Raw genomic sequence first — 19,682 nt, 5'->3', positions numbered from 1 at the left:
CCCTGTGGCTTTTACATCTTATATTTTCTGAAAATATTATTTTTTATCGAATCAGGCAGGTAGATTTCCCACTTCGACTACTGATATTTCCCTGACTTACTCAACTGTGCAGACGCGGATCAGGTTTGTTCTTCCCGGAATTCCAAGCGGTACACCACCGGCAAATACAATAGTGTCGCCAACTTTTACAAGTTTATGCTTCTGTGCTGCTTCGATTGCTCTCAGGCAAAGGATCTCAGAACTGTATTCTTCCTTGATCAGCATCGGGTAAACACCCCAGGACAGATTCAGCTGGCGAAGAACTCTCTCAGAGCTTGTACATGCACCGATCAGACATCCTGGTCTGTGTTTGGACATCATATGAGCTGTACTTCCAGATTTTGTCACTGCAAGGATTGCACTGGCCTTCAGGTCGATTGCGGTCAGACAGGTTGCATGTGCGATTGCATTTGTAATATCCGGATTCTCATTTCTGTCTGTTTTCTTAAAGATTGTATTGTAATCAATATTCTGCTCCATATGTTCTGCAATACGGCTCATCATCTGAAGTGCCTGTACCGGATATTTACCGGCTGCAGTTTCTCCTGAAAGCATAGTTGCACTTGTTCCCTGGAAAATCGCATTGGCAACGTCTGTAGCCTCTGCACGGGTTGGTCTCGGATGAGAGATCATGGAGTCAAGCATCTGTGTTGCTGTAATAACTGGTTTTCCTGCTGTGTAAACTTTCTGGATGATTTTCTGCTGGATAACAGGTACATATTCCGGCGGGATCTCAACACCCATGTCACCTCTGGCGATCATGATGCCATCTGCTGCTTCAATAATCTCGTCGATATTGTCAACACCCTGCTGGTTCTCAATCTTTGCAATGATCTGAATCTCTTCACCGCCGTTTTCTTTCAGGATTTTTCTTACTTCGCGGATATCGTTTGCAGTACGTGTAAAAGATGCTGCAACGAAATCAAATCCTTCCTGGATACCGAAGAGAAGATCATCATGGTCTTTTTTACTGATGAATGGCATCTTCAGGTTTGCACCCGGAACATTGACACCCTTCCTGTCGCCAATCACACCTGCATTAATAACCTTGCAGACAATGTCCTTTCCTGAGATGTCCTGAACCTCCAGGTCTACAAGTCCATCATCAACCAGAATATGTCCGCCCGGCTGCACATCCTTATAAAGCTCTTTATAAGTAATGCTTACGCACTCATTAGTTCCTTCAATATCTTTATTTGTAAATGTAAAAATCTGTCCTTCTTCCAGAGAAACCTTGCCATCCTTGAAGCATCCAAGTCTGATCTCCGGTCCCTTTGTATCAAGAAGTGCTGCAACAGGTCTGTCATATTTCTTGCGAAGTTCTCTCAGTTTCTGGATACGGCCTCTCTGCTCATCGTGAGGTCCATGTGAGAAGTTGAAACGTGCTACGTCCATTCCCTCTCTCACAAGCTGCTCCATAACATCGCCCTTATCAGTAGACGGTCCCATTGTACAGATAATTTTGGTTTTTCTCATTTAATCTTTCCCTCCAAACTGTCAACTCAATTTTATCTATTTTATTCCTGTAAAATAATGTAATAAAATGTTATCTTTTTCTATAAATGAAAACATTAAGTCAAATAAAAATTACCATTATTGAGACTATCTGTCAATATAGAATTTCGACTTATTTTTGTTGATATTTGACAAAAAAATAACATACTTTTGTTGCAAATGTCACATATATTTTTGCTAATCCGACAGTTGGAAAATTTTTCACCCATTCTTATCAAAAGCCAAAATCTGCATAATCTTCCGGCAGAAATCTGTGGTAAATGATATGGCATCCTTCGTCTTTAAAACAATAATAATAAGGATCTGATCCGTCATCAAAGCGGATCATCACATCAAACTCCTCGTTATCCATTGGTTCAGTAATGATTTTATCTGAATAAGAATGGAACAGTTCTTTAATTTCATCTATCGTACATCCATGTCTGCCAACCAGTTCGATCAATGCCTTGATGAATTCATTCTCTTTCATATTATTATGTACATATTCGGAAGCTTTTTCCGAAACAGTGAAGCAGAAACGATCTCCTCTGTGTGATACTGCTACTTCACCAAATTTCTCTTCTATATAAGAAGGAAAATCTTTTAAAATCTCTATCATTCCTGCAGCATCCGTCTCATTGCCAAAGAAATGATTCAGGGAACTGAGCGGATAATAAAGGCTGATCTTCTCCTTCATATATCCAAGCTTCGCCTGTTCCTCTTTGATCACATCGATCAGACTGGTTTCTAATCTGTTATAGTTCATTTATTTTCCCTCCTGAAAATCTGTCCTTTTGCTTTTTCTGGTTAATATTTTATCAGACATTGCCCGAAAATCAATGCATTTCTTTTTCAATTGTACGCCCGCCAAAACAATTTCGATGTTTTCTTTTTCATACAAAAATAAAGAGCTTGCGAAACTGTCCTTTTTTTCTCCCTCTGACAAATAACTCTAACTGGATAAAACAAAACAGATAAAACCAACCACTTCGTTGCTTTTTTAACCAAATAACTGCTTGATTCGGTTAAAAAAACAGCGTTCCGAATATTATTTATATCCGAAACGCTGTCATTATTCCAGTTATTTCACTATGTATTTAATCCCAGTTCTTACGTCCATAACGAAGTGTCACATCATAGATTTCCTTCTGGAGTTTCTTTGTAAGATCTCTCTTCTTAATTCTCCACTTCCAGTTCATACCAACTGTAGATGGTTTATTCATTCGGAATCTGTTGTCCAGTCCCATATAGTCCTGCATTGGGATAACGCAGACACGCGCAGCACTGCGCATGATCAGACTGATGAAACACTTATACAGTTCTTCTTCCGGTGTTGCATGATCACACAGATAATCTCTCGCCAGTTTTCTCTCAGCTGCTGTGATGCTATTCCACCATCCCACGATAGTTTCATTATCATGGGTTCCTGTATACGCCACGCAGTTCTCCGGATAGTTATGTGGCAGATAATCACTGGCACATCCGGAATCTCTGGAGTCAAACGCAAATTCCAGAACCTTCATTCCCGGGAATCCGCTCTCATATACCAGATGACGTACGGAATCTGTCATATATCCCAAGTCCTCTGCGATAACCTGCTTCCATCCAAGCGCCTGTTCAATCTTACGGAACAGATCAATTCCGGGACCTTTTTCCCAGTGTCCGCCTCTTGCATCTTTATCTCCGTATGGAATAGAGAAATATTCATCAAATCCACGGAAATGGTCGATTCGCACAACATCATACAGTCTGAAGCAGTAACTCATTCTGGAAATCCACCACTGATATCCTGTATTTCTGTGATAATCCCAGCGATACAGCGGATTTCCCCATAACTGACCGGTTGCAGAAAATCCATCCGGAGGGCATCCTGCTACTGCCAGCGGTACATTGTCCTGATCCAGCTGGAACAGTTCTGGATGTGCCCATGCATCAGCACTGTCCATGGCAACATAAATCGGAATATCTCCAATGATCTGGATTCCTTTTGAATTTGCATAGGATTTCAGTTTCATCCACTGCTCATAAAACTTAAACTGCATATACTGCTGGAATTCAATATCAAAATAGAGTTCTTCACGATAATAATCCATGGCATTGTTCCAGCGGAGTCTGATATCCTCAGCCCATTTGGTCCATTCTACACCTTCGAAGCGGTCTTTTACTGCCATAAACAGAGCATAATCTGACAGCCACCAGCTGTTCTCTGCTACGAATTTCTGATAGTCAGGATTCTTGCTGATATCACTGTTCTCGTATGCTTTTCTCAGAAGCGGATATCGGCCCTTGTAGATTTTTTCATAATCTACCTCGTCAGGCTTCTTTCCCCAGTTAACTTTCTCGCAGTCTTTCTTATCAAGAACTCCTTCTTCCACAAGTGTATCCAGATCAATAAAATATGGATTACCTGCAAATGTAGAGAAAGACTGATATGGAGAATCTCCATAGCTGGTCGGTCCAAGTGGAAGAATCTGCCAGTAAGTCTGTCCTGCTTCCTTTAACCAGTCTACAAATTCATATGCACTTTTGGAAAAACATCCGATACCATAGTCTGATGGAAGGCTGCTGATCGGCATTAATATTCCTGCTGCTCTTTTTCCCATGATTCTTGTCTCCTTCGCCATTCTTCACTTTTACCGCCTATACTTTATCTAGTGTACATATAAGCAGTTTTTCTATACCTTATGCGCAATTGTTTTTTTTATTATATCTATTTTTTGTGCAAATTGCAATACAACTTTCATGTTATCCATTTTTTCGTGAAAATTACTAATCATTGCTTAGTTCTTTTCGTCATCTTCCATATTAAACACCAATCATTTCCACTCAGAGCATTGTCGTCAAGCGGATATTCGCAATCTGCTTCGCTACGCAGCTCTATACCGAATAACTGCTCCGCATTTCATCAGAAGGAGCTTATTTTTTATCCATATCAAAAACTTATAATTACAATGCAATATTTCTATTTTACGTTTCATTTCTGATATGATAGGATGTGTTCAGTTAAAAAATAACAAAGTAACACTCCAACTTATCTGTTGAGAAATGTTTATCATTAACTACCATCAGAAAATTTCTTATACAGATATCTTCAACATCTTAAGTTATACACATCAAAGACAAAGAAAGAGGTAAGAAAATGGAAGATAACAAATTATGTCTGGAAAAGCAGCCTTTAAATCAGGAAATGCTTGACAAAATCGATGCTTACTGGCGTGCAGCTAACTATCTGTCTGCCGGACAGCTCTATCTTCTTGACAATCCGCTTCTGAGAGAGCCATTAACTATGGATCAGATCAAGAAAAAAATTGTTGGTCACTGGGGAACTGTACCGGGACAGAATTTCGTTTATGCACACTGCAACCGTGTCATCAAACGTTATGACCTTGATATGATCCTGCTTTCCGGTCCTGGACATGGCGGAAACTTCATGATCGCCAACACCTATCTGGAAGGTTCCTACAGCGAAGTTTATCCTAACATCAGCCAGGATGAGGAAGGTATGAAGAAAATGTTCAAACAGTTCTCCTTCCCATGCGGAGTCCCAAGCCACTGCGCACCGGAGACACCTGGTTCCATTAATGAAGGTGGCGAGCTTGGTTACTCCATCGCTCATGCTTTCGGAGCTGTATTTGACAACCCGGATCTGATTGCAACTACTGTTGTAGGTGATGGTGAAGCTGAGACTGGTCCTCTGGCGACATCCTGGCAGTCCAACAAATTCCTGAACCCGATCACAGACGGTGCTGTACTTCCTATTCTTCACTTAAATGGATATAAGATCAGCAACCCGACTATCTTCTCCCGTCTTTCTCATGAAGAACTTGAATGCTTCTTCAAGGGCTGTGGCTGGAAACCATATTTCGTTGAAGGTGACGACCCAATGACAATGCACAAGAAGATGGCTGAAACAATGGACACAGTGATCGAAGAAATCAAAGCGATCCAGAAGAACGCCCGTGAGAACAATGATCCGGAACGTCCGGTATGGCCAATGATCATCCTTCGTACCCCTAAGGGATGGACAGGTCCTAAGGTTGTTGACGGACTTCAGATTGAAGGTTCTTTCCGTGCTCATCAGGTTCCGATCACTATGGAAAAACCGGAACATCTTGAACTTCTGAAGGAGTGGCTGGAAAGCTATCGTCCTCAGGAACTGTTTGACAAAAACGGACGCCTGATCCCTGAACTGGCTGAACTGGCTCCTAAGGGAAATGCACGTCTCGGTGCCAACCCACATGCAAATGGCGGACTTCTTCTGAAAGATCTTCGTCTTCCGGACTTCCGCGATTATGGTATTGAAGTACAGCCTGGCAAAACAAAAGCTCAGGATATGATCGAGCTTGGCGGATACATCCGCGACATCTTCAAACTGAATGAAGAAAACAAGAACTTCCGTATCTTTGGACCAGATGAAAGCATGTCCAACCGTCTGTACAAAGTATTTGAATATCAGAAACGTGACTGGAACGCAGAAATGCTTGATACTGATGACTGCCTCGCAAGAGACGGACGTATTATGGACAGTATGCTCAGTGAGCATATGTGTGAAGGATGGCTGGAAGGTTACCTGTTAACAGGTCGTCATGGCTTCTTCGCAAGCTATGAAGCTTTCATCCGTATCGTTGACTCCATGGCAGCCCAGCATGCAAAATGGCTGAAAGTTTGCAATCAGCTTTCCTGGAGACAGCCCATCGCATCCCTGAACTTCATCCTGACATCCAACGTATGGCAGCAGGACCACAACGGATTTACTCATCAGGATCCTGGATTCCTGGATCACATTGCCAATAAGAAAGCAGACGTAGTTCGTATGTACTTACCACCGGACGCTAACTGCTTACTCTCCTGCTTCGATCACTGCATCAAGAGTAAGAACTATGTCAATGCAATTGTAGCTTCCAAACATCCAAGCTGCCAGTGGCTGACCATGGAGCAGGCTGTTAAGCACTGCACACAGGGTATCGGTATCTGGGAGTGGGCAAGCAATGACTGTGGTGAAGAACCAGATGTTGTTATGGCCTGCTGCGGTGATACACCTACACTTGAGATTATGGCTGCAGTTACTATCCTTCGTGATGAAATGCCGGAACTTAAGATTCGTGTTGTTAATGTTGTGGACCTGTTCAAACTGGAATCCGACCACAAACATCCACACGGCTTAAGTGACGCAGAATATGATGCAATCTTCACAAAAGATAAACCTGTCATCTTTGCATTCCATGGATATCCAACACTGATCCATGAGCTTACTTATGAGCGTCACAACCACAATATCTCTGTTCACGGATATCAGGAAGAAGGTACTATTACTACACCATTCGATATGCGTGTACAGAACCAGATTGACCGTTTCAATCTTGTAAAGGATGCCATCATGCATCTTCCACAGCTTGGAAACAAAGGTTCCTTCTTAATCCAGAAGATGAATGACAAGCTTGTTGAGCACAAACAGTATATTGCTGAATATGGCCAGGATCTGGAAGAGATTCGAAACTGGGAGTGGCATAAATAAATCCGTCTAACAGATGATAAATTCCTTATAAATATAATAAGTCATCAGGATTCACATCATGTGGATTTCCTGATGACTTTTCTATTTCAGCGGTTCTGTTCTTTCCGTTCTGCCAAAAACTTCTGGAATGCTTTAGATGCAATACTTTGAGGATATTCTGTATCATGGATCAGAATAATGCTTCTCTCCGGAAGTGTTTCATTTACATCTATCTCAAAAACCTTTCCGGATTCCAGATCATCTCCGGCAAATTCTTCTGGCAGGAATCCGATTCCCATATTATACCGTACTGCCGGGAGAATCATATCTGTAGTCGCCAGCTCTACATCCGGCGAAAACTGCAGTCCATTTTTTGAAAAATACTCATTCAAAAATCTCCTGCTGATTGCCTCGGAAGTCAGGCTGATCCATGGATAGGCTGAAAGTTCCTCCAACGAAGTCTTCCTCCCCTTCAGCTCCGCAAAACGACTGCCTCCGATCAGAATTTCCCTATACTTTCGCACTACTTTCATTTTCAGTGGCTCTGCTAACTGTAAAGAAGCAGATACAACTGCAAGATCTACTTTACCCTCTTTTAAGGCATTTACAGAATCTGTAGTGCTGTTATTAAGAATTTTAAAATGCACATTCGGGTATTGAATATTAAAGTCTCTGACTGCCTCGAACAAATAACAGTGCAATGCTGTCTCTGTTGCACTGATATAAATGGTCCCGTTCTCAAGGCTGATCAGATTATTAAGATTATCCTCGGCTTTGAAAAACTGAGCACAGCCTGCTGCTACATACTGATAGAAAATCTTTCCCTCAGGAGTCAGTTTCATGCCACTTTTGCTTCTGGTAAACAGTCTGCACCCTAATATATTTTCCAGATTATGTATCGTCCTGGTCACAGCCGGCTGGCTGGTCTTTAATACTGATGCTGCCTTTGTCAGATTCTCATATTTTGATACGTAATAAAAAACTTTATAATATTCAAAATTTGCGTTCATTCTGTTCTCCGTCTGTCATTGCCTTATACTTCCGCATGATTCGTAATGTACTGAATTTGTGCTAATCACCCAATATAACATAACAATCTTTTTGATAACACGCAATTCCATATTTGATAATTGTCCGCATTCCATCCTTTTTCAAATGCTTTCGCCAGAGGCACATCATATTCATCAATCAATAAGATAACTTTCTGACCATGATGTTTCTCCAGAAGTTCTGACAGAATCCTCAAACTGCTGCACAGAACAGATTCCTTCATATCCGACAGAAGCAATGATTTGAACGCATCCTTATCATATTCCGTCAAACGTTCACTGTCCAATAAATACTGGAATCTACGCGCCTCACCATTTACAATCTGTATTGCCATATCACAGGCTTTTTCATAAGTTTGCGCGCTGATACTCTTCAGGGAAATAAAAATCACAGGGAACTTTCCCATGTATTGTTCGCAAAGATAAACTTCTCTGGAAATTCTTGTGTCTCTAAAGCAATTCTTATCACTGTTTAATTCAAAAAATGCTTTCAGCATACTCATATTCAGTGTTTTACCAAATCTTCTCGGACGTGTAAACAGATTCACCTCCGCCCAATTATCCAGAAGTTCTTTGATAAGCATCGTTTTATCTACATAGTAGAAATCTTCCGCCTGAAGCTTTGCAAAATTTTCTATTCCTATTGGAAGTTTCTTTTTAATTTGTTTCAATAGACACACTTCCCTTTATATTTGATATATTAAACTCTAACTTTTATAAAGTGTAACATATTGTTATTGAATTCGTCTATCAAAATTTCTTTACATTCCATAATGTTTCTATTAATACTGGAGCAAAATAGAGATTGCCAGCTATTTAATAACCACTGACAATCTCTATTTTTTATTTTATCAATCAGATCACTCTGAAATCTCAACAATTATTCATATAACAGAATGTCACTCTTTAGCAGTTTAACAAGAGAAATCTTTCATCCAATCGGTTCGAAGTCTACAGCACCATGTTTACACAGTGGGCAGATATAATCTTCCGGAAGTTCATCACCTTCGTAGATATATCCGCAGACTTTACATACAAATCCTTTCTTACCTTCTGTTTCAGGTTTCGGTTTTACATTTTTCTGATAATAGGTGTAGCTCATTGTCTCCTGGTCACTTACCACGCGGGCTTCTGTCACACTGCAGATGAACATTCCGTGAGTTCCCAGATCTACATACTGCTCTACTTTCAGGGACATAAATGCGTTGATATATTTGTCCAAGAATATCAGTCCGTTATCAGAACGATTCACCTTCTGTCCCGCAAATTTATCCACGCTTCTTCCACTCTGGAAACCAAACTGTTCAAATACAGAGAACGGAGCTTCTACAGAGAGACAGTTTACATTCATCACCCCTGTCTGCTTGATAACATGGTGAGAATAATTTGTCTTATTGATATTAACTGCAACGCGGAACGGAGAGTCTGTCAGCTGGGTAACTGTATTGACGATCAGTCCGTTATCCTTTTTACCGTCATTTGATGTCACTACATAGAGACCATAACCAATGCGGAATAATGCTGTCATATCATTTTTATTTGCCAGTTCATCATTCTTTGCAATATATTCCTTACAAAGCTCGGAAGCCATCGCTTCCATCTGATCTCTGTTTTCCTGATTGACTGCGGACATGATCTTCACTGTGGTGTCCAGCCAGTTGATCTTCTTACATTCAGAAAGCATATTTTTCATTACTTTTGCTGCCAGAGGTGCCCAGGAACCGTTTTCAATAAGGCCCACTGTGCGGTTCTGGAAATTATGCTCTGCCAGACGGGTAATAAAGTCATTCATAAACGGATAGATTCCTGCATTATAGGTAGTTGTTGCCAGTACCAGCTTACTGTAACGGAATGCATCACTGAGTGCCTGAGACATATCATCTCTTGCCAGATCATAAACAACTACCTTCGGACATCCCTTGCTTTTTAATTTCTCCACAAACTGATTGACTGCTTCTTTGGTATGTCCGTATACAGAAGTATATGCAACTACGATTCCTTCTTCCTCCGGTGTGTAAGAGGACCAGGTATCATAGAGGCTGATATAATGTCCCAGATTTTCTGTAAGTACCGGACCATGTAACGGACAGATGATCTGAATATCCAGAGTAGCTGCTACTTTCAGAAGTCTCTGTACCTGTGCGCCATATTTACCAACAATACCAATAAAGTATCTTCTTGCTTCATCATCCCAGTTTTCTTCCACATCCAGAGCACCGAACTTACCAAATCCATCTGCTGAAAAAAGAACTTTATCTGTACTGTCATAAGTCACCATAACCTCCGGCCAGTGTACCATTGGCGCAAATACAAAAGTAAGATTATGATTTCCCAGACTCAGTGTAGAACCATTCTCTACTTCCAGTTTCTGCCCTTCCAGATCCAGTCCGAAGAAATTCTTGATCATTACAAATGTCTTCGCATTGGCTACTACTGTAGTGCCGGGATATACTTCCAGAAAGTTCGCTACATTTGCTGCATGGTCAGGCTCCATATGCTGAACGATCAGATAGTCCGGCTTACGTCCGCCCAGTGCCTGTTCAAGATTATCCAGCCATTCATGTTTGAAATTGGCATCTACAGTATCCATAACTGCAACCTTGTCATCCAGAATCACATAGGAATTATATGCCATTCCGTTTGGCACTGCATACTGTCCCTCAAATAAATCTACCTGATGGTCATTCACTCCGACATATTTAATGGTATCTGTAATCTTCATATTTCTGCCCTCAATTCTTTCTTTATAGTATATCGTCTGTCCGTTACTATTCAGCAATCTGCTGTCACTCAACGTTAATCAGTTATAGTTGTTATGCATTCTTAATTTGTTTATGTTTTTATATTATACTATTTTAATCCAATTTTCAAGTCCTTTTGGTAATTTTTTTCATTTATTTATGAGATTTTTCATAGAGTCAGGTGGATATCCTCAATTGAAACAGGGCTTACTTAATTTGGTTAATTTACAGTATTCTCTGAAATTATTACGAGTATACTCAAAAAACAGCAGAACAGATACAAATTATCCATCCTGCTTACTTTCCCTCTATAGCAATCTGCGTAAATAATATATTAATCCAGTTCAGTAGAATTTCATGCTCTGCTGAACCACATCACAATTCATTATTTCCCCAAATTGCAATACTCATAATGTAGTTATAATCTTATACAATGTCTCCACGCTGTACGGCAGTATTCTCTCATCCAATTGAAATTTCGGATGATGCAAAGGATGATTCTCTCCTGGTATTCCCGCAAGAAATACTGTGAAAAGTCCTCTAGTTTCTCTAAAATATCTGTATGCGTTGTCACCGGAAAGAAACAACTCATCTTCTCCTTCCAGAACAAATTTATCCCCGAATACTTCTGCACCCACTACCTTTGCTGTCTCTGTAAGTTCCTCATCATTGGCAAACGCATATATCGGATCTTTTGGAAATTCCATACGGATCTGTGTGCCAGTCTGCTTTTCAATTTCCTGCAGATTTCTCTCCAGCTCGTGCTCAAGTGCCATGTAAGTTTCTTCATGAACTGCGCGTATATTTCCGTTTAATACCACATGGTCTGCAATAATATTCGTATATTCACCGCCATGGATCGTACCCGTACCCACAATATATTTTCCTGCATCCGGATGCTGTTTTCTAAAACTTTCATTCAGATCATGAATGGCACTTATCACTTGAGCAGCTGCATAAATTGCATCAATCCCCTTATCCGCTTCACACCAGTGACTGGATTTTCCATGAACATGAATCTGCATACTGTTGATCATGGAAGAAGCCTGTCCCTGGTGCACTGCCATTCCCAAAGTCATATCTGTCGCATAATGAAACATAAGAAATGCATCTGCTTTGGGATTCTCCAGTGCTCCAGCCTGAATCATCCTTTTTGCTCCCTCGCCGATTTCCTCTGCAGGTTCAAAAAGAAAACGAATCCTTACCGGAAAATTCCTCTGTTCTTCTGCCACGATCTTTGCAAGAATCAAAGCTGACGCAATAATAAAATCATGGCCACAGGCATGCATACACCCCTGATTCACAGATGCATAAGGAAGTTCTGTCTGTTCCTGTATAGGCAATGCATCCATCTCTGCTCTGAGGACTATCAGTCTTTTCCTGATTTTCAGGGATGGAAGTTCCGCTATAAGACCCGTAGGTTCCACAGGAGTAATCTCATATCCCAGTTTTTCCAGATATATCCGGATAAACGCAGAAGTTTTTACCTCCTGAAGTGCCAACTCAGGATGCTGGTGAAAGTGACGCCTGAGACTGAGCAATTCCTCTGTATAATGTCGAATATTCATATAGCCTCCTGTAATATTTTTATTAATACTTACGATGATCAAATATATCTGTCATTTAACCAAGTCAAGTAAATCACCTGCTTTTATTTTGAACATTTTCCAGACTATCTGTTGTGCTAATTGTTCAATGCTCTGTAAATCTTTGAAGAAAGTGCTCTGATTCCGCTTACACCGCTTCCTTCATATGTTTGTGAAAAAATACATACAATATATGTTGTCTTTTTGCCATAAACAATTGCCACATCATTCTGACAGCTGTCATTTTCGCCTGTCTTATTTGCACATTTTATTCCGGAAGGAAGACCTGCCGGGATTTTCCATGTTCTTGTCTGATGTAACAGCAGATTCAACATTTCTTTTGAGTATTTTGCCGATACACATTCGCCTTTATAAATCTTTTCAAGGATCAGCCCTGCATCTTTTGCAGAAGTCATATTTGAATGTCCGTCCCATGTAAAAGAAGATGCTGAAGGATGAAGACTGCTGTGACATCCTGTTTTTGTGCATCCCGCTTTTTTAAGATATCTGTTAATCACGCTGCATCCATTTGTAAAGCTTCTATAGGAACTATTCCTTCTTACCAGTTCATTAAATGATTCGTTGTCACTGACTGTGATCATATTTGTCAAAAGACGACTTACCGTACTGTTCTTTTTTATCCTTCCGTTTTTAATACTGTCATAAGTTGCTGCCATTGTAAACAATTTAATCACACTGGCCGGCTTCATTGCTGTATCATTGATGGAAATTACATCTCCTGTTTCCAGGTTTTTTACATAAACAGACCATTTTCCACTATATCCGCTGATCATTGAAACAAGCTGTTTCTTCAGGCTGCTCAGAGATATTTCTTCTTTTGTACATTTATGCCCGTCACAATCCACATAGCTTCCATCCGGAGTCTGCATATTTTTCGCTATCTGACCATCTTCTTTAACATAATATCCTTTTACCCATCTGTTTACATACATACGACCGGTTTTTGACAGGTAATATTGTTTCTTTTTTATCTGTGTCCATCCCGGTTTATTCATCCATAAACGACCGTTTTTCTCTCCAAAATAATATTTTCCTTTGAAACGTAAATCACCGATTTTCGTATCAAGAGCATGGAAAGTTTTTCTTGTATCAAGAACTCCTCTGGAATTAAAGGTATAATATCCGGTCACTAATTCTTTTTTCTTTGGAACCCGCAGATATAGTACCTTTGAAGATAATATCTGTTTATCCTTTTCTTCATCGCCGGTTGTAAACTGCCATGAATCTTCTGTTTTTTCCAGAACTGCTTTTTCACTTTCGTTTACCTTTACAGAGATTCTATTTCCGGCAGCCTGTACCTGTATTGAAATCCCCAGCAAACAGATTACAGCAATTACCAAAATAAAAATATGCTTTTTCTTTTGTATCTTCCTTCTCACCTTTTATGTTCTCCATTCTTTCAGATATTCCGGTAAACATTCACATTTGTCTTATTCTTCTTTCATACTCAATATAGCATTCGGACGTTCCAGGCAGAACTTCTGTATTTCTTCCAGAAATCTCTGACCGTATTTCTTTAGCTTATTCTCGCCCACACCGGAAACCTCCAGCATTTCTTCTTCATTTGATGGACATTTGATGCACATATCTATCAGCGTCTTATCACTGAACACGATATATGGAGGCATGGCTTCCTCTTTTGCAATTTCCAGACGAAGTTTCCGCAGGGCTTCAAATAAATCGTAACCTGCTGCCGTAAGCGCATCTGTACTGCGTTTTCTGACAGATTTCTGGGGCTTTTTCTTTTTATCCGGTTCTTTTTCCTCGTAAGTACGCATGATCACGTGAGTATTTTCATCTCTTAGCGGAGAAATATTGCCCAGTTTCAGCACACTGTAACGTTCCTGTGTCTGATAGAGATATCCCATCTCAGTCATCTGGCTGATCAGTGCCCTGAGTTCTGCCTCACTGTGATCATTCAATGCCCCATAAGATTTATACTTATCTGTTCCAAGCTCCCTCAGCCGGGCTCTCTTAGCCCCCAGCAGAGTACCAAGCACAATTGTCAGTCCATATCTTCCTCTCGTCTCAGCCACACAGTTCACTACCCACTTCGCCTCTCTGGTCATATCTGTCTCATGGTATTCTCTGTGACAATTTCCACAATTATCACAGGGACCGAAGGTCTTTTCACCGAAATACTCCAGAATATAATTTCGCAGACATCCTGTTGTTTTACAATATCCTTCCATGATCTGAAGCCTTCGTATATCCCGCTGACGAATGAAAAATTCATCCTCTTCATCCACATCTGAAAAATCTTTGTTATCCAGAAGCATTCGATCGATCATAACATCCTGTGCAGAAAACAATAGAACGCACTGGGAATTCTCTCCGTCACGCCCTGCACGTCCTGCCTCCTGATAATAATTCTCCATACTCTGCGGCATATTGTAATGGATCACATATCTCACATTGGATTTATCAATCCCCATTCCAAATGCATTTGTTGCAATAATAACAGGAGTTCTGTCATAAATGAAATCATCCTGATTCTTTTTTCTGGTTTCATTATTCAGTCCTGCATGATATCTGGTAACAGCAACTCCTTTTTGGAAAAGCAGTTCAAAAAGATTGTCCACATTTTTTCTTGTAGAGCAGTAAATAATCCCGCTCTCTGTTGGATGTCTGTCTATGTAATCCATCACAAAATCGTCTTTTCGCCGGATATTTTCCACGCTGTAATATAAATTCTTTCTATCAAACCCGGTGATCACTACTTTCGGATCTTCCAGATTTAAAGTACAGAGAATGTCGTTCTTTACTTCCTCTGTTGCAGTTGCGGTAAAAGCACTGACGATCGGACGACCGGGAAGATTTTTTACAAAATCTACAATTTTGACATAGCTTGGTCTGAAATCCTGTCCCCACTGGGAAATGCAATGTGCCTCATCCACTGTCACCATGGAAATCTTCACATGTCTGGCAAATTCCAGAAACTCATAATTTTCCAGACGCTCCGGTGCAACATAGATAATCTTATATCGTCCCCCTGCTGCCAGATACAACGCCTTGCTGATCTGATTTTCTGTCAGTGAAGAGTTAATAAAAGCAGCATGGATTCCCGCTTCATTCAATGCCTTTACCTGATCCTGCATCAATGATATCAATGGAGAAATCACAATTGTGATCCCAGGCATTATCAACGCCGGTACCTGATAACAGATGGATTTTCCAGCTCCTGTCGGCATGATTGCAAGCACATCCCGGTGTTCCAGAATGGACTCCACAACACTCTCCTGCCCTTCTCTGAATGTATCATATCCAAAATAAGTCTTTAAGGTTTGTACTGCCTGTCTGTTCACCTGAATCCTCCCTCTGCATTTTAATCTATTTTAATTTCTTTTTCAGATCCTGAATCAGTTCGGAATAGTCTCTGTGCTGCATCTTCGGAAATGCCTTGATGATACGCCCCTGCCCGACAACGGTATGATTGGTAATAGAGCTGGACAGTTCATCAAACTGAGCCTGAAGCTCCGCTCTTTTTATGCGAAGCATTTCGATAGATTTTTCTCGCTGTGCTGCAGTTGCATCACGCAGTTCTGCTGCTGCAAGAGTTGCCTGAACCTTTCCTTCTCCCACTTTCTGTGCTGTGCCAATCGTAGTCGTAGCCAGTGTATCACTCAGTTTATCACTTACAATTCTCAGATCTGAGCGAACCTTATCCAGTCTGGTAAGCTTTTTATTTAATCCCTGTATCACTGCTACCGTCACAATAAAATCTGTCAGATACACAGCATACAAAACTGCTATCACAATCCATTCCCAGGTTGCAGGTGTATGTGACGCATGTGCCTCTACATACTTCTGGAAAACTTTTACTACCATAACGATAGCCAGTCCCCAGATCAGAGAAAACTCCAGGCAAATGTAGCCATGAAAATTGAAAGGTTTATCTGAATAATCCCACCATCTTGCGTGGAAACACACATCCAGCAGCCAGCCTGCAACCAGTTCCACCGCCGTTGCCAGAACAATCCCAAACACAAAAATCATTCCATCACTCATCTGATGCCCATTACCCTGAATTGTATTGAGCAGAGCAAAAACAGAAAGCACCCCAAATCCATATACCGGGCAGACCGGTCCATTCAGGAAACCTCTGTTTATGACCTTTCCCAAGGCTACTGCATGAAAAATAACTTCAACAACCCAGCCGCCAAAAGAATAAATAAGAAAATACAGACATATCTGAAAATACGTCATTCCACAAATCATTCGTTGCTCCTCCTTATTTTCATCAAACCACTTTTCATATCCCATTATCACAGTTCAAACAGAAAACTTACCTGATTCAGTTAAACTTACCCCAGACTGTTTTGTAATGTACTGATCAGTTCCTCTATAACAATTGGTTTGGATAAGAATCCATTCATACCACATGCCAGTGCTTTCTTTCTGTCTTCGTCAAAAGCATTGGCAGTCATGGCAAGGATCGTGATTCCCGCCAGTGAAGGATCATCCAGTGAACGGATCTGCTCAGTAGCCTCATATCCATTCATTACAGGCATCTGCACATCCATAAGCACCAGGTCATAATCACCTGGTGTTGAATTCTTAACTTTCTCCACAGCCTCTGCTCCATCTTCCGCTGTATCAACCCGAAAACCATATTCACTAAGGAGCTCTACTGCAATTTCACTGTTCAGTTCATTATCTTCCACAAGCAGTATGCGCCTGCCTCTGAAATCTAAATCTGCTGCCGGAAGGATATTATCCTCTGTCTCAGCCTGTTTCTGGCCGATTGCAGCCATCAGAGTCTCTCTGATATCCGACATAAACATAGGTTTGGCACAGAACGCAGTCACCCCTGCTGCCCTGGCTTCCACTTCAATATCTGACCAGTCGTAAGCAGTCAGGATAATGATCGGCGTATCATCACCAAGACTGCGGATCTGACGGGTAACTTCAATGCCGTTCATATCCGGAAGACGCCAGTCAATGATATAAGCATGGAATGCATCTCCCATTTCCACAGACTGCCGTGCACGGAGAATAGCCTCCTTGCCGGAAAGTGTCCATTCCGAACGCATTCCAACCTTTACAAGCATCTTAGTCACACTGTCACAGGTATTGAAATCATCGTCTACTACCAATGCCTTCAGGCCTTCCAGCTCTGCGATTTTCTCTATACGGTGGTTCTCAGGCTGAATCCGCAATGGCAGACGGATAATAAATTCAGTACCTTTGCCCTGTTCTGTCTGAACCTCAATGGTTCCGCCCATCATATCCACGATGTTTTTGGTAATGGCCATGCCCAGTCCTGTACCCTGAGTCCTGCTTACAGTGGAAGTCCGCTCTCTCTCAAAAGGAGAAAAGATCTTCTGCACAAATTTCTGACTCATGCCGATTCCGTTATCCTTTACCCGGATTTCGTACAGTTCACAGCCTCTCTGTGTACCCGGATACTCTCTCAGCCGGACAGAAACGGTTCCGCCTGCAGGAGTAAACTTGATCGCATTGGATAAAAGATTCAGCAGCACCTGATTCAGCCTGGTCTTGTCGCAATAAACATCCTCATTGGTAACATCCATGACATCCATGTAAAGCTCTAACTGTTTCGCATGGATCTGTCCGCTGATAATGGTTTTCAGATCATGAAGAACCTCTGACAGACTGACTTCCGTCTCTTCCAGATGGATTTTCCCGCTCTCAATACGGCTCATATCCAGGATATCATTGATCAGTGAGAGCAGATGATTACTGGAGGAAAGAATCTTACCCAGATAATCCCGAACCCTTTCTTTATCATCAATGTTGCTTACAGCCAGTGTGGTAAAACCAATAATCGCATTCATTGGTGTCCGGATATCGTGAGACATATTGGAAAGAAAGGTGCTCTTTGCCTTGTTTGCAGTCTCCGCAGCGCGGACCGCCTCAGAAAGGGCCTGATTCATTTTTCTGTCAGAGGTACGATCTGACAGAACCAGGATATATTTCTTTTTCCCGTTTACCTCGCTGCCCATTGCAACGTTATGAAACCAGCGGTGTTCTCCTGTTTTCTGATGAACATATTCAAGATCCCATTCCTGCTGCTCATGAACCTGGATTTCTTCCAGATACTTCTTCTCCGGATCTTCAACGTCCCCGGGATGCAGTTTCCCAAGGACACAAATATCTTTACGAATCTGTTCTACTGTAATTCCCAGCAGTTTTTCCACATTGGGACTGACGTAATCTGCCTGATATGTTTTTGCATCCAGCATCAGGAAAACGTCATCTACATTCATTGACAGCTTTTGAAACAATTCGTCCCTGTACAGGATCTCCGTATCCTTTCTCTTCAGGTTTACCCTGTTTTTCCGGAGAATAATTCCAATAAAAAGACCGGCAATACACACCGCTACTGCACTTACAAGCAGCACAGTGCTACGCTGCAGAACATTCATACTTGCATTGACGATATCAGCCTGGACAAGTCCCAGAAAGATCCAGTCCTGAGGTTTGGATTTCTCATAGACCAGATAGTAATCCTCTCCATCCAGATTTATCAGCATTGCATCTGTATGTCCTTCCTTAAACTCTTCTGAAAGTTTAAGGATCTCTTTTTCAGACATATTGGAATGTTCTCTCAGAATCCCAAAGAAATTATACACCTCTCCCCATGCCTCAGAAGAATGATCCACAACAACACGGCCATCCGGATGAACCACATAACTCTGGGCATTTCCATTGAAAGCAGAAATATTCAGCACATTTACGATATCAGAGTTTTCATAGGCAATGGCAATGGCATCATATTCAAAGCCCTGATAACTTCCATGAGGCCTGGGAGTAGCAAAAACAAGGAGCTGGGATTTTCCGGGAACCGTTGCATTGGTTATCACATCATTTCCCTGCCGGATCTCATCTTCAATATTTTCCTGCAATCCCAGATACCCGGTTTCACCTGTTGCCATCTTATAGTTCCCGTCCGCTGACAGGAAATAAAAATCTAAAAAGCCTGCATCTTCCTGTGCTTTCTCTATATACTCACGAATTTCACTTTCATCGGAAGTGTTCTGCAAATATTCCCCCCATATATGGAGATAAGTCAGATTCTTATTTGTCAGCTCACTTAGCATATTATCAGACTGATGAAAAATTTCTGTCAGGTGAGAAACACTTTCCTCATAAACAGTCTTCGATACAAACCCCAAATATTGGAAAACAGTCAAAAGGATTCCAACAAATAGGGCAATAAGAACTGCTGCATTCCATCGTTTTCTCACAACCCGTTTCTTTCTGTTTGTATTATGATTCTTAACATCCATTCTTC

Annotated in this window: 13 protein-coding genes; 1 reads left to right on the top strand and 12 read right to left on the bottom strand. The window is 41.2% G+C overall.

Features of this window, described 5'->3' with window-relative positions; all coding sequences use genetic code 11:
• Positions 1-96: 96 nt before the first annotated feature.
• The 4 genes from pyk to malQ all read right to left on the bottom strand — a co-directional run bounded on the left by pyk (position 97) and on the right by malQ (position 4,136).
• The gene (pyk, locus tag G4417_RS02050; protein WP_055052639.1) at positions 97-1,515 is read right to left on the bottom strand and encodes a pyruvate kinase; all 1,419 of its coding nucleotides are present in this window, start codon (positions 1,513-1,515) and stop codon (positions 97-99) included.
• A gap of 253 nt (positions 1,516-1,768) precedes the next feature.
• Positions 1,769-2,299 carry a DUF3877 family protein gene (locus tag G4417_RS02045; RefSeq protein WP_173682460.1) on the bottom strand — a complete coding sequence of 177 codons (531 nt, stop codon included), beginning with the start codon at positions 2,297-2,299 and terminating at the stop codon, positions 1,769-1,771.
• Positions 2,300-2,434, bottom strand: a complete 135-nt coding sequence (locus G4417_RS17095) for a hypothetical protein (RefSeq protein ID WP_274604810.1) — start codon at positions 2,432-2,434, stop codon at positions 2,300-2,302.
• 196 nt (positions 2,435-2,630) lie between these two features.
• Positions 2,631-4,136, bottom strand: a complete 1,506-nt coding sequence (gene malQ / locus G4417_RS02040; RefSeq protein ID WP_117676532.1) for a 4-alpha-glucanotransferase — start codon at positions 4,134-4,136, stop codon at positions 2,631-2,633.
• Between the two features lie 536 nt (positions 4,137-4,672).
• On the opposite strand from malQ, the gene G4417_RS02035 reads away from it, so the two are divergent.
• Positions 4,673-7,048 carry a phosphoketolase gene (locus G4417_RS02035; protein WP_173682459.1) on the top strand — a complete coding sequence of 792 codons (2,376 nt, stop codon included), beginning with the start codon at positions 4,673-4,675 and terminating at the stop codon, positions 7,046-7,048.
• A gap of 86 nt (positions 7,049-7,134) precedes the next feature.
• Here G4417_RS02035 and G4417_RS02030 read toward each other — a convergent pair whose 3' ends face one another.
• The 8 genes from G4417_RS02030 to G4417_RS01995 form a co-directional block, all read right to left on the bottom strand.
• Positions 7,135-8,037 carry a LysR family transcriptional regulator gene (locus tag G4417_RS02030; protein ID WP_022381354.1) on the bottom strand — a complete coding sequence of 301 codons (903 nt, stop codon included), beginning with the start codon at positions 8,035-8,037 and terminating at the stop codon, positions 7,135-7,137.
• A gap of 65 nt (positions 8,038-8,102) precedes the next feature.
• Positions 8,103-8,747 (bottom strand): AAA family ATPase, encoded by a 645-nt coding sequence (locus G4417_RS02025; protein WP_173682458.1) that lies wholly within the window; start codon positions 8,745-8,747, stop codon positions 8,103-8,105.
• A 260-nt stretch (positions 8,748-9,007) separates the two neighbouring features.
• Entirely contained in the window at positions 9,008-10,798 is a 1,791-nt protein-coding gene (locus G4417_RS02020; RefSeq protein ID WP_026650331.1) for a flavin reductase, read from the bottom strand.
• 426 nt (positions 10,799-11,224) lie between these two features.
• Positions 11,225-12,385, bottom strand: coding sequence for a M20 metallopeptidase family protein (locus G4417_RS02015; protein ID WP_173682457.1), 1,161 nt, complete (start codon positions 12,383-12,385; stop codon positions 11,225-11,227).
• Between the two features lie 116 nt (positions 12,386-12,501).
• A complete protein-coding gene (locus G4417_RS17245) occupies positions 12,502-13,803 on the bottom strand; it encodes a serine hydrolase (RefSeq protein WP_173682456.1) in 1,302 nt (433 codons plus the stop codon).
• Positions 13,804-13,854: 51 nt separating this feature from the next.
• Positions 13,855-15,729: a DNA helicase RecQ gene (gene recQ, locus G4417_RS02005; RefSeq protein ID WP_173682455.1), complete on the bottom strand. Its 1,875-nt coding sequence runs from the start codon at positions 15,727-15,729 to the stop codon at positions 13,855-13,857.
• Between the two features lie 25 nt (positions 15,730-15,754).
• Complete coding sequence (locus G4417_RS02000) at positions 15,755-16,642, bottom strand: putative ABC transporter permease (RefSeq protein WP_173682454.1); 888 nt, start codon at positions 16,640-16,642, stop codon at positions 15,755-15,757.
• Positions 16,643-16,728: 86 nt separating this feature from the next.
• Positions 16,729-19,677, bottom strand: a complete 2,949-nt coding sequence (locus G4417_RS01995; protein WP_173682453.1) for a response regulator — start codon at positions 19,675-19,677, stop codon at positions 16,729-16,731.
• Positions 19,678-19,682 lie beyond the last annotated feature (5 nt).

The organism is Blautia wexlerae (genome assembly GCF_013300825.1).
GTDB classification, from domain to species: domain Bacteria; phylum Bacillota; class Clostridia; order Lachnospirales; family Lachnospiraceae; genus Blautia_A; species Blautia_A wexlerae_B.
Note: the sequence above shows the minus strand (reverse complement) of the source record. Positions and strands in the feature narration are given on the sequence as shown.